Source organism: Stenotrophomonas sp. Steno-Z10-HUANG (genome assembly GCF_056393075.1).
In genome coordinates, this window is sequence record NZ_JBWJPA010000002.1 from 225,350 (window position 1) to 245,735 (window position 20,386).

21 protein-coding genes are annotated in these 20,386 nt (G+C 70.3%); 9 read left to right on the forward strand and 12 right to left on the reverse strand.

The window, feature by feature from the left end:
• The first annotated feature begins 14 nt into the window (after positions 1-14).
• A complete protein-coding gene (gene mutY, locus AC06E6_RS04000; protein WP_240212688.1) occupies positions 15-1,073 on the forward strand; it encodes an A/G-specific adenine glycosylase in 1,059 nt (352 codons plus the stop codon).
• A gap of 30 nt (positions 1,074-1,103) precedes the next feature.
• Positions 1,104-1,379, forward strand: a complete 276-nt coding sequence (locus AC06E6_RS04005) for an oxidative damage protection protein (RefSeq protein ID WP_161615142.1) — start codon at positions 1,104-1,106, stop codon at positions 1,377-1,379.
• A gap of 50 nt (positions 1,380-1,429) precedes the next feature.
• Here the strand turns inward: AC06E6_RS04005 and AC06E6_RS04010 are convergent, their stop codons facing one another.
• The 10 genes from AC06E6_RS04010 to AC06E6_RS04055 all read right to left on the reverse strand — a co-directional run bounded on the left by AC06E6_RS04010 (position 1,430) and on the right by AC06E6_RS04055 (position 8,361).
• Positions 1,430-1,888 carry a DUF6491 family protein gene (locus tag AC06E6_RS04010; RefSeq protein WP_161615143.1) on the reverse strand — a complete coding sequence of 153 codons (459 nt, stop codon included), beginning with the start codon at positions 1,886-1,888 and terminating at the stop codon, positions 1,430-1,432.
• A 140-nt stretch (positions 1,889-2,028) separates the two neighbouring features.
• Positions 2,029-2,739 carry a lipoprotein-releasing ABC transporter ATP-binding protein LolD gene (lolD, locus tag AC06E6_RS04015; protein ID WP_240212687.1) on the reverse strand — a complete coding sequence of 237 codons (711 nt, stop codon included), beginning with the start codon at positions 2,737-2,739 and terminating at the stop codon, positions 2,029-2,031.
• Positions 2,732-3,973, reverse strand: coding sequence for a lipoprotein-releasing ABC transporter permease subunit (locus AC06E6_RS04020; RefSeq protein WP_161615145.1), 1,242 nt, complete (start codon positions 3,971-3,973; stop codon positions 2,732-2,734). The genes lolD and AC06E6_RS04020 overlap by 8 nt, the downstream gene beginning before the upstream one ends.
• A 44-nt stretch (positions 3,974-4,017) precedes the next feature.
• Positions 4,018-4,446 (reverse strand): hypothetical protein, encoded by a 429-nt coding sequence (locus AC06E6_RS04025; RefSeq protein WP_240212686.1) that lies wholly within the window; start codon positions 4,444-4,446, stop codon positions 4,018-4,020.
• The gene (locus AC06E6_RS04030) at positions 4,397-4,651 is read right to left on the reverse strand and encodes an FAD assembly factor SdhE (protein WP_104938677.1); all 255 of its coding nucleotides are present in this window, start codon (positions 4,649-4,651) and stop codon (positions 4,397-4,399) included. Before AC06E6_RS04030 ends, AC06E6_RS04025 begins: the two co-directional genes overlap by 50 nt.
• Before the next feature lie 112 nt (positions 4,652-4,763).
• Positions 4,764-5,549, reverse strand: a complete 786-nt coding sequence (locus tag AC06E6_RS04035; protein ID WP_104938676.1) for a succinate dehydrogenase iron-sulfur subunit — start codon at positions 5,547-5,549, stop codon at positions 4,764-4,766.
• 18 nt (positions 5,550-5,567) lie between these two features.
• Positions 5,568-7,358: a succinate dehydrogenase flavoprotein subunit gene (gene sdhA, locus AC06E6_RS04040; RefSeq protein ID WP_104938675.1), complete on the reverse strand. Its 1,791-nt coding sequence runs from the start codon at positions 7,356-7,358 to the stop codon at positions 5,568-5,570.
• A gap of 3 nt (positions 7,359-7,361) precedes the next feature.
• Positions 7,362-7,745 carry a succinate dehydrogenase, hydrophobic membrane anchor protein gene (gene sdhD, locus AC06E6_RS04045; protein ID WP_104938674.1) on the reverse strand — a complete coding sequence of 128 codons (384 nt, stop codon included), beginning with the start codon at positions 7,743-7,745 and terminating at the stop codon, positions 7,362-7,364.
• Complete coding sequence (sdhC, locus tag AC06E6_RS04050) at positions 7,742-8,134, reverse strand: succinate dehydrogenase, cytochrome b556 subunit (RefSeq protein ID WP_054665183.1); 393 nt, start codon at positions 8,132-8,134, stop codon at positions 7,742-7,744. The genes sdhD and sdhC overlap by 4 nt, the downstream gene beginning before the upstream one ends.
• Before the next feature lie 53 nt (positions 8,135-8,187).
• Positions 8,188-8,361: a DUF1674 domain-containing protein gene (locus AC06E6_RS04055; RefSeq protein ID WP_104938673.1), complete on the reverse strand. Its 174-nt coding sequence runs from the start codon at positions 8,359-8,361 to the stop codon at positions 8,188-8,190.
• Positions 8,362-8,400: 39 nt separating this feature from the next.
• Between AC06E6_RS04055 and ygfZ the strand changes: the two genes are divergently transcribed.
• Positions 8,401-9,261 carry a CAF17-like 4Fe-4S cluster assembly/insertion protein YgfZ gene (gene ygfZ / locus AC06E6_RS04060; protein ID WP_240212685.1) on the forward strand — a complete coding sequence of 287 codons (861 nt, stop codon included), beginning with the start codon at positions 8,401-8,403 and terminating at the stop codon, positions 9,259-9,261.
• Here ygfZ and AC06E6_RS04065 read toward each other — a convergent pair whose 3' ends face one another.
• A complete protein-coding gene (locus AC06E6_RS04065; protein ID WP_240212684.1) occupies positions 9,262-10,362 on the reverse strand; it encodes an ABC transporter ATP-binding protein in 1,101 nt (366 codons plus the stop codon).
• Positions 10,363-10,710: 348 nt separating this feature from the next.
• Between AC06E6_RS04065 and zwf the strand changes: the two genes are divergently transcribed.
• From zwf to AC06E6_RS04095, 6 genes are all read left to right on the forward strand, one after another.
• Positions 10,711-12,150, forward strand: coding sequence for a glucose-6-phosphate dehydrogenase (zwf, locus tag AC06E6_RS04070; RefSeq protein ID WP_104938671.1), 1,440 nt, complete (start codon positions 10,711-10,713; stop codon positions 12,148-12,150).
• Entirely contained in the window at positions 12,147-13,154 is a 1,008-nt protein-coding gene (glk, locus tag AC06E6_RS04075; protein WP_240212683.1) for a glucokinase, read from the forward strand. Before zwf ends, glk begins: the two co-directional genes overlap by 4 nt.
• On the forward strand, positions 13,151-13,867 hold the full coding sequence (pgl, locus tag AC06E6_RS04080) for a 6-phosphogluconolactonase (RefSeq protein WP_240212682.1): 717 nt from the start codon (positions 13,151-13,153) through the stop codon (positions 13,865-13,867). The genes glk and pgl overlap by 4 nt, the downstream gene beginning before the upstream one ends.
• A gap of 154 nt (positions 13,868-14,021) precedes the next feature.
• On the forward strand, positions 14,022-15,938 hold the full coding sequence (gene edd / locus AC06E6_RS04085; protein ID WP_161615150.1) for a phosphogluconate dehydratase: 1,917 nt from the start codon (positions 14,022-14,024) through the stop codon (positions 15,936-15,938).
• A gap of 42 nt (positions 15,939-15,980) precedes the next feature.
• Positions 15,981-16,640 (forward strand): bifunctional 4-hydroxy-2-oxoglutarate aldolase/2-dehydro-3-deoxy-phosphogluconate aldolase, encoded by a 660-nt coding sequence (eda, locus tag AC06E6_RS04090; protein WP_104938669.1) that lies wholly within the window; start codon positions 15,981-15,983, stop codon positions 16,638-16,640.
• A gap of 167 nt (positions 16,641-16,807) precedes the next feature.
• Complete coding sequence (locus AC06E6_RS04095; RefSeq protein WP_161615152.1) at positions 16,808-17,065, forward strand: DUF2789 domain-containing protein; 258 nt, start codon at positions 16,808-16,810, stop codon at positions 17,063-17,065.
• A 48-nt stretch (positions 17,066-17,113) separates the two neighbouring features.
• On the opposite strand, the gene AC06E6_RS04100 is transcribed toward AC06E6_RS04095, so the two are convergent.
• Positions 17,114-20,239: a discoidin domain-containing protein gene (locus tag AC06E6_RS04100; protein WP_478060497.1), complete on the reverse strand. Its 3,126-nt coding sequence runs from the start codon at positions 20,237-20,239 to the stop codon at positions 17,114-17,116.
• Between the last annotated feature and the right edge of the window lie 147 nt (positions 20,240-20,386).

A 20,386-nucleotide genomic window follows, 5' to 3' on the forward strand; every position in this document is an offset into this window, starting at 1 on the left:
GTGCGGGTGCGCGCATGCGCCCGTCCACCGATGCCTTTTCCCCGCGCCTGCTCGACTGGTTCGACCGCCACGGCCGCCATGACCTGCCCTGGCAGCATCCGCGCACGCCCTACCGGGTGTGGCTGTCGGAAATCATGCTGCAGCAGACCCAGGTGGCCACGGTCATTCCGTATTTCCAGCGCTTCGTGCAGTCGTTCCCGTCCCTGCCCGACCTCGCCGCGGCGGACGACGACGCGGTGATGGCGCACTGGGCCGGGCTGGGCTACTACGCCCGCGCCCGCAACCTGCACGCCGCGGCCCTTCGCTGCGTGGAGCTGCATGGCGGCGACCTGCCGCGCGATCCGCAAGCGCTGCTGGCGCTGCCGGGCATCGGCCGCAGCACCGCCGGCGCCATCCTCAGCCAGGCCTGGAACGACCCGTTTCCCATCCTCGACGGCAACGTCAAACGCGCGCTCACCCGCTACCACGGCATCGCCGGCCACCCCGGCCTGCCCGCCGTCGAAAAGCAGTTGTGGGTACTGGCCGCGCAGCACGTGGCGCAGGTGCCGCCGGGACGCATGGCCGACTGGACCCAGGCGCAGATGGACTTCGGTGCCACCCTGTGCAGCCGCGCCAACCCCGCCTGCAGCCTGTGCCCGGTGCGGGATGGCTGCGCGGCACATGCGCAGGGACAGGTGGATTCACTGCCGACGCCAAAGCCCGGCAAGGTGTTGCCCGAGCGCGAGGCCAGCGCGCTGCTGCTGGAGGACAGCCAGGGCCGCATCCTGTTGTGCAAGCGGCCGCCCACCGGCATCTGGGCCTCGTTGTGGACGCTGCCGCAGGCCGACACCGATGCCGCGCTGCGCGCCTGGTTCGCCAGCCACATCGACGGCGACTACGACGCCGCCGACGAGCTGCCGCTGATCGTCCATACCTTCAGCCACTACCGGCTGCACCTGCAGCCGCTGCACCTGCGCAGGGTCGCCCCGCGCCCGCGCGTGGGCGACAATGCCGACCTGCGCTGGGTCGCCCGCGCCGAGCTGCCCTCGCTGGGGCTGCCGGCGCCCATCCGCAAGCTGCTCGACCGCCACTGAGGCGGCCCGCTCCACCGACAGGAACCCCGCATGCCACGCTCCGTCTTCTGCCAGTACGAACAACGCGAAACCGAAGGCCTGGACTTCGTGCCCTACCCCGGCGAACTGGGCCAGCGCATCTTCGCCAACGTCGGCAAGCAGGCCTGGGCGGCGTGGCTGGCGCACCAGACCATGCTGATCAACGAGAACCGGCTGTCGCCACGCGACCCGAAGCACCGCGCGTTCCTGGAGGAAGAGCTGGTCAAGTTCCTGTTCGGCGGCGGCGCGGAAAAGCCCGCTGGCTACGTCGCCCCGGACGCCCCCTGATACTGCCCGAGGGGGCTGCTGCCAGCCCCCTCGCTGCTGCCACGGCCGGCTCAGTCGCGGGACGGGTCCTCGGCACGCGCCTCGATCTTGGCCTCGCGCAGCTCCTTCTCCGACGTGCGCAGCGCCTTCACGTCGAGCGGCTGGATGGTATCGATCCGGCACGGCATGCGCGTCAGGCCCGGGCCACCGCCGAGCACGATCACGCGGTCGAACTTGGCCGATACCCGGCCCATCATGTTGGTGACGCTGATCGCCGGGGCATAGGACAGGTCCATGCACGGGCCGCTCAGGTTCAACAGCCAGGCCTCGTTGGGCTTGGTCCATACCGCCAGCGCGCTGTCGCCGAGCTCGGTCCAGCCGTTGAGCGACCCGAAGTACTGGAAATCCTTCACCGGCGCGCCGGCATGGGCGCGGTACAGCTGCAGCCGCTCGCTGCTGGACAGCTTGCCGGTGGTGGCGCAGCCGGCCAGCGCGGCGACGGCGAACAAGACCATTGCCAGACGTTTCATGACACACCTCCTGTTCGGGAATACCTTCGCCATCTTGCACCGCAGCCGGTGACGCGCAAGCGAGCCGACGCGGCCTGTTCAGCCGGCGGCCGGATCAGGCGGCCCGCCCCGCCGCCGGAGGGGGGCGGGCGGGATGGGCCTCAGACGTCGCTGTGCGCCAGCGGATGGAGCCGCGCCTGGCGCAGTTCGAGTACCCGGTCCAGGCGCCGCGCCAGGCCGCGGTCATGGGTGACCAGGACCAGGCTGGTGCGCTGGGCGCGGTTCAATTCCAGCATCAGGTCGAACACCGTGGCCGCGGTCTTGTCGTCCAGGTTGCCGGTGGGCTCGTCGCCGAGCACGCAGGCGGGCCGGTTCACCAGGGCCCGCGCCACCGCCGCGCGCTGGCGTTCGCCGCCGGACAGCTCGCCGGGCTTGTGCTCCAGCCGGTGCCCCAGCCCGACCGATTCCAGCAGTGCACGCGCGCGCTGCTGGGCATCGGCAATATCGGCACCGCCGAGCACCACCGGCATCATCACGTTCTCCAGCGCGGTGAACTCCGGCAGCAGGTGGTGGAACTGGTAGACGAAGCCCAGCGAAGTGTTGCGCAGGCGCCCGCGCTGCGCGTCGGACAGGGCCGACATGCGCTGGCCGGCCACGTACACCTCGCCGGCGGTCGGCACGTCGAGCCCGCCGAGCAGGTGCAGCAGGGTGCTCTTGCCGGCGCCGGAGGCACCGACGATGGCCACCGTCTCGCCCGGCGCCACGTCCAGTTCGAGCCCGTCGAACACCGGCGTGCGCATGCGCCCTTCGGCGTAGGTCTTGGCCAGCCCCTCGGCACGTATCACCGATTCCATGGTCGCGTTCTCATTCATAGCGCAGCGCCTCCGCCGGCTGGGTGCGCGCCGCGCGCCAGGCCGGGTACAGCGTTGCCAGGAAACTCATCAGCAGCGCCACCGCGGTGATCACCACGATGTCGCCGGTCTGCATGTCGGTCGGCAGGCCGGTGATGTAGTACACGTCCTCGGGCAGCAGCTTGATGTCGAAGGTCGATTCGATCAGGCCGAGGATGCGCTCCAGGTTGAGCGTCAGGGTGATGCCGCCGATCACGCCGGCCACCGTGCCCATCAGCCCGATCAGGCTGCCCTGCACCATGAACACCTGCATCACCCCGCGCGGGGTCAGCCCCAGCGTGCGCAGGATCGCGATGTCGGCCTGCTTGTCGGTCACCAGCATCACCTGCGAGGACACCAGGTTGAACGCGCCCATCGCCACGATCAGCGACAGCAGGATGCCCATCACCGTCTTTTCCATGCGCAGCGAGTGGTAGAGGTTGGCGTTCTCCTGGGTCCAGTCGCTGACCCGGTACATGCCCTCCAGGTTCAGCGCCAGGTCGCGCGCCACGGTATAGGCCTGGTCCATGTCGTGCAGCTTCAGGCGCACGCCGGTGACCCCGTCCACCCGCAGCACCCGTTCCAGGTCCTGCATGTTGACGAACGCCACGCCGCGGTCGATCTCGTTGGAGCCGGCCTCGAAGATGCCGCTGACCTTGAAGCGCTTGGTCCGCGCCATCGCCCCGACCGGGGTGCCCTGGATCTCGGCCAGCGTCGCCACCACGCTGTCGCCCACGTCCACGCCCAGCCACAACGCCAGCTCCTTGCCGAGCAGGATGTTGAACCCGCCCGGCTGCAGGCTGTCCAGCGCGCCCTTCTGCATCTTTTCGCCCAGCACCGATACCTTCGGTTCGAGCGCCGGGTCCACGCCCTGCACGATCGCGCCCTGCACCCGCGGGCCGGCCAGCATGCCCTGGATCTCGATGTAGGGCGCGGCACCGGCCACGCGCGGGTCGCGGCTGGCCACGTCCACCGCGTGCTGCCAGTTGCGCATCGGCGCGCCATCGGCGCTGACCGTGGCGTGGGCGGACATCTGCAGCAGACGGTCGCGGATTTCCTTCTGGAAACCGCTCATCACCGCCAGCGTGGTGATCAGCACGGTGACCCCGAGCGCGATGCCGAGGATCGAGGCCATGGAGATGAAGGAGATGAAGCCGTTGCGGCGCTTGGCCCGCAGATAGCGCAATCCGATTGCGACGGGTAAGGGTCTGAACATGCGCGTGTGCCGATGGAGTGGCGCCATGTTGCCATTCCCGCCGGCTAACGGGAAACGGCATGGGCGCGCACGGCCAGTCGCAGTTCACGTCGACCGGCGCGGGGCAGCGTGTCCGGCCAGAACAGCAGCTGCCCGCGTCGCCCGCCACTGCGCCAGCGCAGCACCAGCAGCGGGCCGCGCTCGAGCAGCTCAAGCGCCTGGACCGCGCCGCCGTCGACCTCGGCCGCAGCCGGCGCGAGCGGCACCCGCAGCCGCCGCACCGGCTGGCGCAGCCCGCGCCGCGCCATGCCCAGCCCGTGGCCTACGGCCAGCAGCGCCGCCGGCCATGCAACGGCCCGCGCGAGCCCGCAGTTCAACAGCGCGATGGCGCCCAGCAGGCCCAGCAGGCACATCGCGCCGGCCTGCCAGCGCGAGGGCCGCCACTCACAGCGGAAGGGTGCGGATATAGTCCAGCAGGGCCGCCTGCTGCGCATCGGGACAGGCCTCGTAGCCCATGGACCAGCGCCACAGTTTGTCGTCTTCGGTTTCCAGCAACTGCAGGAAAACAGCGCGCTCGGCTGTCGGCGCCTGCCCCCAGCGCTGGTCAAGATAGCGCCCGAACAGCTGGTCCAGCTCGCGCATGCCGCGTCGGCAGCGCCAGCGCAGCTTCTTCAGTTCGATCTCGTCTTCAGGGCTCATCGCTCACCTGCCGATGCCACGGCCGGACCGTGGCGTAAACGAAGACGGCACCGGCCAGAGGGACCGGTGCCGCCATGGCCGCGATGCGCGGGGCATCGCGCGGGCCGGCGCATCAGGCGCGGCGCGCCATCATCAACTTCTTGATCTCGGCGATCGCCAGCGCCGGGTTCAGCCCCTTCGGGCAGGTCCGGGCGCAGTTCATGATGGTGTGGCAGCGGTACAGCTTGAACGGATCCTCCAGATCGTCCAGCCGCGCACCGGTGTCCTCGTCGCGCGAATCGATGATCCAGCGGTAGGCCTGCAGCAGGATCGCCGGGCCCAGGTAGCGCTCGCCGTTCCACCAGTAGCTCGGGCAGCTGGTCGAGCAGCAGGCGCACAGGATGCACTCGTACAGGCCGTCGAGCTTCTTGCGGTCTTCCGGCGACTGCAGCCGCTCGCGGTCCGACGGCGCCGGGGTCTGGGTGCGGATCCACGGCTTGATCGACGCGTACTGCGCGTAGAAGTGGGTCAGGTCCGGCACCAGGTCCTTGACCACGTCCATGTGCGGCAGCGGGTAGATCGGCACCTCGGCCTTGGTGCAGTCGGCGATGGCGCGGGTGCAGGCCAGCGTGTTGGTGCCGTCGATGTTCATCGCGCACGAACCGCAGATGCCCTCGCGGCAGGACCGGCGGAAGGTCAGGGTCGGGTCGATCTCGTTCTTGATCTTGATCAGCGCGTCCAGGACCATCGGGCCGCACGCGTCGAGGTCGACCTCGTAGGTGTCGGTACGCGGGTTCTGGTCGTCGTCCGGACTCCAGCGGTAGATCTTGAAGGTGCGCACGTTCTTGCCGCCGCTCTTGGCGGGGAAGTGCTTGCCCTGGGTGATCCGGGAGTTCTTCGGGAGTGCAAATTCAGCCATGTTCGTAGGTTCCCCGGATCAGTAGACGCGCGGCTTCGGCGGCACGACGGCGACGTCGTCGGTGAGCGTGTACATGTGCACCGGACGGTAGTCGAAGCTGCACTTGCCCTTCTCGTCGACGGTGACCAGCGTGTGCTTCATCCAGTTGGCGTCGTCGCGCTCCGGATAGTCCTCGTGCGCGTGCGCGCCGCGGCTTTCCTTGCGCTGCTCGGCCGAATTGATGGTGGCCACGGCGTTGAGCAGCAGGTTGTTGAGCTCGTAGGTCTCGATCAGGTCCGAGTTCCAGACCAGCGAGCGGTCGGAAACCTTGACGTCCTGGAACGAATCGAACACCTCGGCCATCTTCGCGCAGCCTTCGGCCAGCGTCTTGCTGGTGCGGAACACCGCGGCGTCGGCCTGCATGGTGCGCTGCATGCGGTCGCGGATCACGGCGGTCGGGGTGTCGCCATTGGCGTGGCGCAGCTTGTCCAGCAGGCCCAGCGCCTTGTCGCAGGCATCCGAACCCAGGGTCTTGTGCGGCGCGCCCGGCTTGATCGTCTCGGCGCAGCGGTTGGCCACCGCGCGGCCGAACACCACCAGGTCCAGCAGCGAGTTGGAGCCCAGGCGGTTGGCGCCGTGCACCGACACGCAGGCCGCCTCGCCGATGGCGTACAGGCCCGGCACCACCGCATCCGGGTTGTCGCCGACCTTGCGCACCACTTCGCCGTGGTAGTTGGTCGGGATGCCACCCATGTTGTAGTGCACGGTCGGGATCACCGGGATCGGCTGCTTGTGCACGTCGACGCCGGCGAAGATCCGCGCGCTCTCGGCGATGCCCGGCAGCTTCTCGTCGATCACGCCCGGGCCCAGGTGGGTCAGGTCGAGCAGGATGTGGTCCTTGTGCTCGCCGACGCCGCGGCCTTCGCGGATCTCGATGGTCATCGAACGGCTGACCACGTCGCGCGAGGCCAGGTCCTTGTAATGCGGTGCGTAGCGTTCCATGAAGCGCTCGCCGCTGCTGTTGCGCAGGATGCCGCCTTCGCCGCGCACGCCCTCGGTGATCAGGCAGCCGGCGCCGTAGATGCCGGTCGGGTGGAACTGCACGAACTCCATGTCCTGCAGCGGCAGCCCGGCACGGGCCACCAGGCCGCCGCCGTCACCGGTACAGGTGTGCGCCGAGGTGGCGCTGAAATAGGCGCGGCCGTAGCCGCCGGTGGCCAGCACCACGCCATGGGCGCGGAACAGGTGCAGGGTGCCCTCGGCCATGTCCAGCGCCAGCACGCCGCGGCACACACCCTCTTCGTCGAAAATCAGGTCGAGCGCGAAGTACTCGATCATGAAGCGCGCGTTGTGCGCCAGCGACTGCTGGTACAGGGTGTGCAGCATGGCGTGGCCGGTACGGTCGGCGGCGGCGCAGGTGCGCTGCGCGGACGGGCCTTCGCCGTACTTGGTGGTCATGCCGCCGAACGGGCGCTGGTAGATCTTGCCGTCCTCGGTGCGGCTGAACGGAACGCCGTAGTGTTCCAGCTCGATGATCGCCGGGATCGCCTCGCGCACCATGTACTCGATCGCATCCTGGTCGCCCAGCCAGTCCGAGCCCTTGATGGTGTCGTAGAAGTGGTAGCGCCAGTCGTCCTCGCCCATGTTGCCCAGCGCGGCGGAAATGCCACCCTGCGCCGCCACGGTGTGCGAGCGGGTCGGGAAGACCTTGGTGATGCACACGGTCTGCAGGCCCTTCTGGGCCAGGCCGAAGGTCGCGCGCAGGCCGGCGCCGCCGGCGCCGACGACCACCATGTCGACCTTGTGTTCAGTGATGTTGTAAGCGGACATGTATCAGTTCCCAAGCGCGACGCGGGCGACCGCGAAGATGCTGACGATCGCGCCGAGCACGGCGACGAACTTGACCGAGGTCTGCAGGGCCAGGGCCAGCAGCGAATTGTGGATGTAGTCTTCGAGCACGACCTGCAGGCCGAGCTGGGCGTGCCAGAACATGGCCACCAGGAAGCCGACCAGGGCGATCGCGTTCCACGGCTTGGCCACGGCGGTGACGGCGGTGACGTAGTCGGCGCCGATCAGGCTCAGCACGAAGCACAGGAACCACAGGGTCAGCGCCACCAGCGCGGTGGCGGTCAGGCGCTGGTGGATGAAGTGCATGGTGCCGGACTTGGCGCTGCCGAGGCCGCGCGCGTTCTTCAGCGGGGTGCGGAAATTGTTCATGCGGCGCCTCCGAAGCAGACGTAGGCCCAGACCAGCGCGGTGATGACCAGCGAGCCGATCACCGACAGCCAGCTGCTGCGGATGAAGGTCGGCTTGCTGTAGCCGATGGCGAAGTCCTGGACGATGTGGCGGATGCCATTGCACAGGTGATAGGCGAAGCACCAGGTCCAGCCGAACAGGATCACCTTGCCGTACCAGGCGCTGGCATGGGTGGTGAAGCAGTTCCAGGACTCGGGGCCCATCATCAGGGCGAGCAGGCCGCCGGCAATGATCAGGGCTCCGACGGACAGAACGATGCCGGTGGCTCGATGCAGGATCGAGGTGGCCATCTGGATCTGCCAGCGATACACCTGCAGGTGCGGAGAAAGGGGGCGGGGTCTGTTCGCCATTCGCTGACTCGTTATCTCGGCTGGGCGGCGGATGCCGCGTTGGCTGACGCTGCTCAGAAATCGATGCAGCGACCGTTTTTCTCCCAATCGCCGTAACGCACCGGATCAAGTCCGCCGCGTCCGCCGATTTCCTGCGGTACCGTTCCGGCATCGGCAAGCGGCTGCTTCTCCGGTTCCGGCGGGGCTGGGGTTCCGTCCTCGGGAGTGGGGGTTGTTTGGCCTATCATGGTCGGTCTCGCAACGCACAAATTTTAGTCCCCGTTCACGTGTCTGACAACCTCGCCCCCCTCTTCAGCGGTACGCGCGCACTGCGCCGGCCCCAGGTGCTGGCCCTTTCCGGCCCGGACGCGGTCGCCTTCGCCCAGGCCCAGTTCGCCAACGACGTACCGTCGCTGGCCGACGGCCACTGGCAGTGGAATGCGTGGCTGACCGCCAAGGGCCGCGTCCTGGCGGTGTTCCAGCTGCTGCGGCTCGATGCCGGACAACTCCTGCTGCTCTGCCACGACGGCGGCGTCGAGGCCATGGCCGAACAGCTGCGGCGCTTCGTATTCAGGCGCAAGGTCACCCTTGCCCACGCCGATGCCTTCGCCGTCGAAGCCGCGTTCCAGGCGCCTGCCCGCGCCCATGGCGCCGCATTCGCCCACCTCGACGGTGGCGCCATCGAACTGGACCTGGGGACCGCGGCCCACCCGCGCACCCTGCGCCTGGTGCCGGCGGGCACCGCCGCGTACGTCGATGCCGCGGAGCTGGCCTGGCGCCAGTGGGACCTGCGCTTCGGGCTGCCACGGCTGGAGGCCTCGCAGCAGGAACAGTGGACGCCGCAGCAACTGGGGCTGGACCGGCTTGCGGCCTACAGCGTGAAGAAGGGCTGCTACCCGGGCCAGGAAATCGTGGCACGCACCCATTTCCTGGGCAAGGCCAAGCGCTCGCTGGCCCTGCTGCATGGCGACCTCGCCAGCACGCCCGGCGACGCGGTCACCCAGGCGGGCGCGACCATCGGCACCGTCGCCAGCAGCGCCGGCACGCTGGCACTGGCGGTGCTGCCGCTGGACCTGCCGGCGGGCGGCCTGGAGGTGGCGGGCGCGGCGGTCGAGCGCCTGGAGCTGCTCGACGGCCTGGCGCGCTGATCAGGCCGCCTGCGCCGCGTCCAGGCGCAGGCCGCTGTCCACGTCGAAGAAATGCAGCGCCGCCGGAACGACGGCCACGTCGATCCGCGCGCCCGCGGCGGGCAGCACCTGCGGCGGTACCCGCATCACCAGCGGCCGGCCGGCATGGCGCAGGTTGACGAACATTTCGTTGCCGACCGGCTCGATGCCATCGATCAGCGCCGGGAAGGCCGCGTCGCCGCCGCCCGGCTGCAGGTGCTCCGGGCGCACGCCGACCACCACTTCGCGCCCGGACCAGGCAGCCGGCACCGGTGCGCGGCCGAGTGGAATGCGACCGTCCTGGCCCATGTCCAGCGCCACGTCCCCGCCCGCCAGCGCCTGCAACCGCCCCTTGAGCGTGTTCATGGCCGGGCTGCCGAGGAAGCCGGCGACGAACAGGTTGGCCGGGCGCTGGTACAGCGCCATCGGCGTGTCGATCTGCTGCACCATGCCATCGTTGAGCACCACGATGCGCTGGCCCAGGGTCATCGCCTCGACCTGGTCGTGGGTGACGTAGATCATCGTGGTGCCGAGCTTGCGGTGCAGCTGCGCGATCTCGGTGCGCACCGAGTGGCGCAGCTTGGCATCGAGATTGGACAACGGCTCGTCCAGCAGGAACACCGCCGGCTCGCGCACCAGCGCCCGCCCCAGCGCCACGCGCTGGCGCTGCCCGCCGGACATCGCCCGCGGCAGCTTGTCCAGCATTCCGCCCAGGCCCAGCATGTCGGCCGCACCCTGCACCCGGCGCGCGATCTCGGCCTTGTCGTGCCCGCGCAGCTTCAGCCCGAAGGCGAGGTTTTCGGCTACGGTCATGTGCGGGTACAACGCGTAGTTCTGGAACACCATGGCGATGTCGCGGTCCTTGGGCGCGACGTCGTTGACCACGCGCCCGCCGATGGACAGCGTGCCGGCGCTGATCTCTTCCAGCCCCGCGACCATCCGCAACAAGGTCGACTTGCCGCAGCCCGACGGCCCCACCAGCACCATCAGCTCGCCGTCGGCGATGTCGAAACTGGCCCCATGCACGGCGACCTGGCCGTTGTCGTAGACCTTGCGCACTCCGTCAAACCGCACGTCCGCCATCGCCTGCCTCATTCAGTCCGGCCGCGCGCACGGCGACCGGCGAAGTGGATGGCGACGCGCGTCGCCAATGCGGTCGGGGCGACCGCGTTCGAATACGAATACAGTGGAAACATTCTGCCACGCAAGCGTTCTCCCATGGCACCATCCATGGTTCGCGGCGGCGCTGGCGGACGCCCGCACCGGCCGGTTTCGACACCCGCGGACCGCTCCCCCTCCCAGCGCGCTCGCCGCACCCACCCGGACACGGCGCAGGGGCGGCCGACGGCTGCGGGACCCCCACTGGAACAGCAACCAGAACATAGCGAAGGGCGATTGACAACGATGTCACCAGAACACGAAACTCGAGCCATGCACGACACCCTCCTCCTGTTCGGTGCCACAGGCGACCTGGCCCAGCGCTATCTGTTCCCTTCCCTGCTGCGGCTGCTCGGCGATGGCCTGCTCCCCGAGGATTTCCGGGTGCGCGCGATGGCGCTCTCGCCGCACGACACCGACAAGTTCCGCGACATCCTGCGGCCACGCCTGGAACAGGCCCTGCCGCAGGCCAGCCAGGACGACATCAACAACCTGCTGCGGCGCATCGACTACCGCTCGGTCGACCTGCGCGACCCCGGCTCGATCGCCGACGCGGTGCGTGAGTTCAACGACCGCCACTGCGTCAGCTACCTGTCGATCCCGCCCGGGCTGTACATCTCCACCTGCGAGGGCCTGGCCCTGGGCGGCGCGCTGTCCGCGCCGCACCGGCTGATGCTGGAAAAGCCGATCGGCTCGGACAGCGACAGCGCCGAGCAGATCCTGCGGTCGATCGGCGCGCTGATCGACGAGGACCGGGTGTTCCGCATCGACCATTACCTGGGCAAGGCCGCGGTGCAGAACCTGATGGCGCTGCGCTTCGGCAACACCCTGCTGGAAGCGGTGTGGAACCGCAATTACATCGAATCGGTACACATCATGGTGGCCGAGAGCGACGGCGTCGACGGCCGCGACTCGTACTACTCGCGCTCCGGCGCGATGCGCGACATGGTGCAGAGCCACATCCTGCAGCTGCTGTGCCTGGTGGCCATGGAACCGCCGGCCTCGCTGGAAGCGGACCGGATCCGCGACGAGAAGGTCAAGGTGCTGCGCGCACTGCGCCCGCTCGACGCGCGCCATGCGGCCAAGGACAGCGTGCGCGGCCGCTACACCGCCGGCACCATCAATGGCCAGCCGGCACAGGCCTATCAGCCGCCGGAAGGCAGCGAGGCCGAGACCTTCGTCGGCGTCACCGCGCATATCGACAACTGGCGCTGGGCCGGGGTGCCGTTCCACCTGGTCACCGGCAAGCGACTGCCCGAGCGCACCACCCGCATCGAGGTCAACCTCAAGCCGGTCACCCACTGGCTGTTCGAACGCCCCGACCGCCGCCATGCCCAGCCCAACCGGCTGACCTTCCAGCTGCAGCCGCAGGAGAACATCCAGCTGGGGCTGATGAGTTCGCTGGCGGGCCCGGAATGGGGCGCGCTGGAACTGCAGCCGCTGGAGCTGGAACTGTCCGTGCCCACCGGCCTGCATCGCCGCATCGCCTACGAGCGCCTGTTCCTGGATGCCTTCAACGGCAACCACGCGCTGTTCGTGCGCGATGACGAAGTGCGCGCGGCGTGGGCCTGGATCGACAGCGTCGCCGACGCCTGGAAGGCCGCCGACCTGCCGATGGAGCCGTATCCGGCCGGCAGCTGGGGCCCGGCGCAGGCGCACCTGTTCCTGCCCGCGGCGATCGTCGCCGACAACCGCGCGGACGACGCGCTGTGAGCGGCCCGGCCGGACACGTGCTGGTCGCCGACATCGGCGGCACCAACGCGCGCTTCGCGCTGGCCGACACCTCCACCGCCGCCCCGCTGGACCCGGGCAGCATCGGCGAATACCCGGTGGCGCGTTTCGCGTCGCTGGCCGATGCCGCTGCCTGCTACCTGCGCGAGCGCGGTGCCCGGGCCCACAGCGGGGTGTTCGCCGTGGCCGGGCGGGTGGACGGCGACGAGGCGCGCATCACCAACCATCCATGGGTGATCTCGCGCTCGCGCACCGCCGCGCAACTGGGCCTGTCGCGGCTGCACCTGATCAACGACTTCGTCGCCCAGGCGATGTCGGTGGCGCTGCTGCAACCGGCCGACGTGGTCCAAACCGGCGGTGCGCCCTGGCAGCCGGCCGCGCCGTCGCAGCCACGCAACTACTGCGTGATCGGCCCTGGCACCGGCCTGGGGGTGGGCGGGCTGGTGGTCCGTGATGGTCGCTATTACCCGCTGGCGACCGAGGGCGGCCATGCCAGTTTCGCGCCGACCACCCCCGAGCAGATCCGCATCCTGCAGATCCTGGGCCAGCAGTTCGGGCGCGTCTCCAACGAGCGGTTGATCTGCGGCCCGGGCCTGGTCAACCTGCACCGCGCGCTGAGCGAGATCGCCGGCCAGGACCCGGGCCAGCCGCAGCCGGCGCAGGTCAGCGAGCGCGCCGCCGCCGGCGACCCGGTCGCCATGCGCGCGATCGAGGTGTTCATGGACATCTTCGGCGCGGTCGCCGGCGACGCGGTGCTGGTCCAGGGCGCCTGGGACGGCGTGTTCCTTACCGGCGGCCTGGTGCCGCGGCTGCTCGAGTCCCTGCGCCATTCCGGCTTCCGCAGCCATTTCGAGAACAAGGGGCGTTTCAGCGCGACCCTGTCGCAGGTACCGTCGCTGGCCATCGTCCACCCCTGCCCGGGCCTGCTCGGCGCGGCCGCGTACGCGCTGGACCTGGAGCAGGCCCCATCCGGAGCACCCGCATGAGCGCACTCGCCGAACGCCTCACCCTGGTCCGCCACTCCGACGAGGAGGCCTGGACCGAGAACGTCGCCCGCGAGATGGCGACGATCCTCGGCCATGAGATCGGCCAGCGCGGCCGCGCGCGCATGCTGCTGTCCGGCGGCACCACGCCGGCCCCGGTCTACGAACTGCTGGCCGAGCAGCCGCTGGAATGGGCGCGGGTGGAAGTGGGCCTGGCGGACGAGCGCTGGCTGTCGCCGCAGGACCGCGACAGCAACGCCTGGCTGGTGCGCCACAGCTTCCTCAACCGGGTCGAGGGCGCGCATTTCGACCCCCTGGTGCGGGTGGGCAAATCGCTGGCCGAATGCGTCCATGACGCCAACCTGCAGGCCGAGTACTCGCAGCCGGCCTGCCTGGTCGTGCTGGGCATGGGCAACGATGGCCACACCGCCTCGCTGTTCCCGGGCTCGCGCGACCTCGAACGCGCCCTGCAGGGCAGCAAGCCGTATGCGGCGCTGGACGCCAGCGGTTGCCCGGTCGCCCGCGACTGGCACCTGCGCATCACCCTGACCCCGCGCGGGCTGGCGTCCGTCGGCAACCGCCTGCTGTTGCTGCGCGGCAAGCAGAAGCTCGAAGTACTGGAGGCGGCGCTCGCCTCGGGAGACGTGCATCGCTATCCGGTGCTGGCCGCCATCGACGCGCCCGGCCCGAAGCTGCGCGTGCACTGGTGCGGGTGAAGGCGAACCGGGAAAGAACCGGCGGGCGTGCGGGATCACGCGCCCTGCCGCGTGCCGGGGCGATGATCCGGCATGGGCCGCGCCCTCCACTTTCCGCCTTCCGCAGCCTCCTCCCTCCCGCTTCCCCCTCCCCCTTTCCCTGCGTGTAAAAGCCATGAGCCTGCATCCGAAAATCCACGCCATCACCGAACGCATCCGCCAGCGCAGCGCGCCGTCGCGCGCGGCGTACCTGGCGGGCATCGAGGCCGCGCTGCGCTCGGGCCCGTTCCGCTCGCGCCTGAGCTGCGGCAACCTCGCCCATGCCTTCGCCGCCTGCGGCCCGACCGACAAGGGCCGGCTGCGCGGCGACGTGACCCCCAACCTGGGCATAATCACCGCCTACAACGACATGCTGTCGGCGCACCAGCCGTTCGAGCACTACCCGCAGCTGATCCGCGACGCCGCGCGCGAACTCGGCGCCACCGCGCAGGTCGCCGGCGGCGTACCGGCGATGTGCGACGGCGTCACCCAGGGCCGCGGCGGCATGGAACTGTCGCTGTTCTCGCGCGACGTCATCGCCCAGGCCACCGCCGTCGGCCTGAGCCACGACATGTTCGACACCACCGTGCACCTGGGCGTGTGCGACAAGATCGTCCCGGGCCTGCTGATCGGCGCGCTGGCGTTCGGCCACCTGCCGGCGGTGTTCGTGCCGGCCGGGCCGATGACGCCGGGCATCCCCAACAAGAAGAAGGCCGAAGTGCGCGAGCGCTATGCCGCCGGCGAAGCGACCCGCGAGGAACTGCTGCAGGCCGAGGCCGACTCCTATCACGCGCCGGGCACCTGCACGTTCTACGGCACCGCCAATTCCAACCAGGTGCTGCTCGAGGCGATGGGCGTGCAGTTGCCGGGCGCCTCGTTCGTCAACCCGGAACTGCCGCTGCGCGATGCGCTGACCCGTGCCGCCACCGCCCGCGCGCTGGAGATCTGCGCGCTCGGCAGCGATTTCCGGCCGCTGGGGCGGCTGATCGACGAGCGCGCCATCGTCAACGCCATCGTCGCGCTGATGGCCACCGGCGGCTCCACCAACCACACCATCCACTGGATCGCGGTGGCCCGCGCGGCCGGCATCGTGCTGACCTGGGACGACATGGACCAGCTGTCGCAGATCGTGCCGCTGCTGGCGCGCGTCTACCCCAATGGCGAGGCCGACGTGAACCGCTTCGCCGCGGCCGGCGGGCCGGCCTTCGTGTTCCGCGAACTGATGGACGCCGGGCTGATGCATGACGACCTGCCGACCATCGCCGAAGGCGGGATGCGCGCCTATGCGCAGGAACCGCGGCTGATCGACGGCAAGGTCGTCTACGCGCCGGCCGTCGCGCACAGCGCCGATACCGAGGTGGTACGCGCGGCCGCCGCGCCGTTCGAGGCCCAGGGCGGACTGCGCCTGCTGCGCGGCAACATCGGCCGTTCGCTGATCAAGCTGTCGGCGGTGAAGCCGCAGTACCGCACGATCGAGGCGCCGGCGGTGGTGGTGGACGCGCCGCAGGCACTGAACAAGCTGCATGCCGCCGGCGCCCTGCCGCAGGATTTCGTGGCCGTGGTGCGCTACCAGGGACCGCGCGCCAACGGCATGCCGGAGCTGCATTCGCTGGCGCCGCTGCTGGGGCTGCTGCAGAACCAGGGCCGGCGCGTGGCGCTGGTCACCGACGGGCGCCTGTCCGGCGCCTCGGGCAAGATTCCCGCCGCCATCCACGTCACCCCCGAAGCCGCCCGCGGCGGCCCGATCGCGCGCATCCGCGAAGGCGACATCATCCGCCTGGATGGCGAGGCCGGCATCCTGGAAGTACGGGTGGACCCTGCCGAATGGGCGGCGCGCCCGCTTGCCGCCAACACCGCACCGGCCGGCCACGACCTTGGCCGCAACCTGTTCGCGATGAACCGCAGCGTGGTCGGCCCGGCCGACCAGGGCGCCGTTTCCATTTCCTGCGGCCCGGCACGCGCCGACGGCAGCGTGTGGGAGTACGACGCCGAGTACGAACTGGGCCACGATGCCGCCGCGGCTGCCGCCCCGCACGAAGCCAAGGACGCCTGACCCTAACGGGACGCGCCGCGTCCCGCCCCACCGGAACCCGCCATGACCATCGCCCAGCACCAGGACCGCGCCGAACACCTGCTCACCGCCGCCGGCATCCTGCCCGTCGTCACCGTCCACACCCTCGACCAGGCGCGCGCGGTCAGCGCCGCACTGCTCGAAGGCGGCCTGCCCGCCATCGAGCTGACCCTGCGCACGCCGGTGGCGATGGACGCGCTGTCCATGCTCAAGCGCGAGTTGCCCGACGTGGTGGTCGGCGCCGGCACCGTGCTGACCGTCGAACAGATGCGCCAGGCCATCGACGTCGGCGCCGATTTCCTGGTGACCCCGGGCACGCCGGCGCACATGGCCGATGCGCTGGCCAGGGCGCCGCTGCCGGTGGTCCCGGGCGCGGCCTCGCCCACCGAACTGCTGGCGCTGCTGGCGCGCGGCTTCCGCGTCTGCAAGCTGTTCCCGGCCACCGCCGTGGGCGGACTGGCGATGATCAAGGGCGTGGCCGGGCCGATGCCCGAACTGAAGCTGTGCCCCACCGGCGGCATCACCGAGGCCACCGCGGCCGACTACCTCGGCCAGAAGAACGTGGTCTGCATCGGCGGCTCGTGGATGGTGCAGGACGCCTGGATCCGCAGCGGGCAGTGGGACGCGGTGAGGAAATCGGCCGCGGCCGCCGCCGCCATCGTGCGCGCGGTCCGCGCCGGCTGAGCGCACGCCGCGGCGCCGGCGCCGGCCGACGCATGGCACCCGCTCGCTTCGTTGCGATGGGGCCTGCGTGCCTGCACGATGCCGCCCGCATCCATCCGGCCTTGGCGCGGGCAACACAGGGTTGCGGTCATGATGGCGCACGACCTTTCCCCGGAGCCGAGTGATCGATGGACGAAACCACCCCGCGCATGCGCAACCTCTTCCTCCAGCTGGGCCTGGACGCTGGCGAACAGGCCATCGCCGGGTTCATCCGCGACCACCAGCTGCCGCTGGAAACCGGCATCGGCGAGGCGCCCTTCTGGAACGCGGGGCAGCGCCAGTTCCTGCGCGAGAAGCTTGCCAGCGACGATGCCTGGGCGATCGTGGTCGACCAGTTGAACGAGGCGCTGCACGAGGACGCGAGCCGCGCCCGCAACCCCGGCTGAGCGACGGCGCCCCGGCCACGCCGTCGCCAGCCAGCGCTGGCGGCGGCCTCAGCGCCGGCCGCGCTCGCTGCGCCGCAGGTCGGCGGGGATCTCGATCTCGACTTTCGCCGGCAACGTGGTGATGCGCAGTTCGGTCCCCGACCACGCCGCCGGTTCGCCGTTGATCCGGGCCGCGCCCGGCTCGCCCGCGTAGGGCCACGGCAGCACCAGCCCGCCGCCGGGCAGGCGCAGGCCGTCGGCGACCGTCAGGGTCAGCTGCCGCTCGTCGCGCACCAGCGAATAACGCAGCGGGCCATGCGCGGTGCGCAGGCCCTCGATGGCGACGCCCTTGCCCGCCAGCAAGGGCGCCGGCACGCCGGCGGCCAGCACGATGGCGTCGTCGATCTCGCGTTCGTACGCGAACATGTCCAGCGCCGAACGCACGAAATCCGATGCGACCCAGGCATGCGGCAGGTCGCCGACGAAGAACGGCGTGCGCGGCGTCGAGGACACCACCTCGGCCCACTGGTTCCAGGCCGGCGGCGCGCGGTCGCGGAAGAAGAACTCGCTGGCCTCCCAGGCCCGCTCGCGCCAGCCCAGGCGCACGAACGCGCCGACGTTGCGCCATTCGTACGGGGTGTAGTCCTTCCACGGGCGCTTGCCGTCGCGGCGCTCGACGAACTGCTGCCAGTAGCGCTCGAACGTGTTGTCCAGCGCCGGTTGCGGCAGCCGGCCCTGCTCGCCGCCCGGGGCCAGCGCGATGGTGGTCGAGGTGGCGTCGAAATCGCCCAGCTCCACCGAGCCCGGCAGGTAGTCGATGCGGTGCGCGGCCATGCTCGCGCGCAGCGAGGCGTCCAGGTCCTGGCGGAACTGGTCGCGCGAAGCGGCCATCGCTTCGGCCTCGGTGGCCAGGCCCAGCGCCATGGCCATGTCGGCCGCGTCCTTGTACCCGCGCAGCGCCCAGAAATCGTCCCAGTACGAATGCACCGGCTTGGCCGAATAGCCCTCGTGGCTGATCGAGGCCGGCATCATCCCGTAGAACCCCGGGTGGCGCGCGCGGTTGTCCTCGCTGCGCTCGCTCAGCCGCAGGTCTTCCATGTAGCCCCACGCGGCCAGCACGTGCGGCCACATGCGCTGCAGGAACTGCATGTCGCCGGTGTGGCGCCAGTACCCGGCGATGGCATGGATCAGCTCGCCGTGGCTGTCGTTCTCCGGCACCGGGTCGCTGCCGCGCGCGTCCACGCAGCACGGCACCATGCCGCTGTCGAACTGGTACGGCGCATACCATTCCAGGTATTGCCGCACCGCGTCCTCGCGACCCAGCCGCAGCAGCCCTTCGGAGATCATCGCGCCGTCGCGGATCCAGCTGCGCGCATACGAACGCGTGCCCGGCTGCAGGCTCGGCCCGACCCGTGAGATCAGCATGTGCGCCAGCGCGGTGCGCAGCGTGTCGGCCAGCGGCTGGCCGGCCTCGGGCAACTGCAGCCGCACCTGGTCCAGTGTCTGCCGCCACATCGCCGCGACCTGCTGCTGCGCCTTGTCCGCATCGAAACGGCCGGGCATCGGCCAGGCGCCGGTCTGCGGCAGCACCAGCGCGACCTCGCGGCTCTGCCCCGGTTCCAGCGTCCAGGTGTAGAGCATCGCGCCGGACGCCAGCCCGGTCGGGTCGCTGACCTCGCGCGTGCCCGGCAGGGTGCGGTCGGCCAGGTGGGTGACGTCGAGCTTGCTGTCGAACGCACTGGCGAAACCGGCATCGGGCGGTGTCATCGCGAACACCCGCGGCTGGCCGTTGACCGCCACCTGCGCGCCCTGGATCGCCAGGCGCTCGATCCGGCTCACGCCACCGACGGTATTAAGGAACTGGCTGGGCGGGTTGACCTGGAACGGCCGTACCGCGAGCGCCAGCCGATACTCGTGCGCCACCTTGTCCGGGTTGTGCAGGCGGTAGCGCGCCACCAGCTGCGCCTGCCCGGGCCGGCCCTGGACGAAGCCGGTCACCTGCAGGCCGAACCGGTCGTGCTTCCATTCCACCGAGGGAATCGGCAGGTAGCCATCCTGCAGGCGCTGGCTGGCGCTGACGTCGGCCCAGCCCAGCACCTTGCCATCGAGCACCACGAACGGCTCGATGCTGAAACCGGCGCGCACCGCCTCCAGGGTGCCGTCCTCGCCCATCAACGCCTGCTCGCTGCCGCCGTCCAGGCCCAGCAGGGTCCAGTACGGCTGTTCGCCGGAAAAGCCGCGCGGCAGCGACCCGCGCGGCAGGTCGCGCGCGACCGAGCGGACGAAGTCATTGGGCGTGGCGGCGAACGCCAGCGGCTTCAGGCTGATGTCGCGGATGCCGTAGCGCCAGCTGGGGCCGTCGATGAGGTCGAAACGCAGGTAGCGTGCCTCGGTCTCGGGCAACGCCAGCCAGTCGCGGCCGCCACCGCCGGCGCTCACCTCGCGCAGCCTGCGCCAGTCGCGCCCGTCGACCGAGGCCTGCACCACGTAGCGCGACGCCTCCAGCCCCGGCACCCACTGGATCACCGCGCCGCCGAACTCGCGCACCTTGCCCAGGTCCAGGCTGACGGTCTGCTGCTTGACCCCGCCGCTGATCCATACCGTGTCCGGCCGGCCGTCGGCAATGCGCTGCTGCAGCGCGGTCGCGGTATCGGCGATGACGCTGGCGGTCAGCGCCGAGCCGTCCTCCTTGGGCAGCGGCTGCAGCGTGAGCTGGTCGAAGCACACCGTGCCCTTGCCGCCCACCTTGCTGTAAATGGTGAACTCCACCGCGGCGCTGCGCCGCAGGACCGGGTCCTGGCCCGGCCCCCAGGCCTTGTCGATGTGGCGCTTGCGGTAGCTCACCCGGGTCCAGTCCTTGGGAAAGCGGTAACCGCTGCGGTTGACCCACCACACGTTGTCACCGCTGGCGTCGATCAGCTTGAACTGCAGGTCGTTGGCCGGCGAGTCGCCACGCAGGCCGAAGCTCACCTGGTAGTTGTCCGGCCAGGTGACATCCAGCCGGCGACGGATGCCGGCGTAGCCGGAGACCTCGTGGAAGTCATAGTCCAAGCACAGCGCGCGGCCGCCATTGCCGTTCACCGGCCGCAGCGAACCGCTGACCTGCGGCGAGGTGATCAGCTGCCAGGCACCGATATCGTCGAACTTCGCCAGCACCCGGCTGCCGCCCTCGGCCGCGCCGCCGTTGCCGGCCATCGTCACGGTGCAGAACAGCAGGAGGGCAAGGAACCTTCTCATCGCGGTGGATCTCGGTACGGGGGCGGCGGCCATGGTGTGATTTTCCCAGAACTGGAAGCGGGTGCAGGCCCTGCTGCGGCGTCGGGCCGTCCGCCCCAGCGGGAC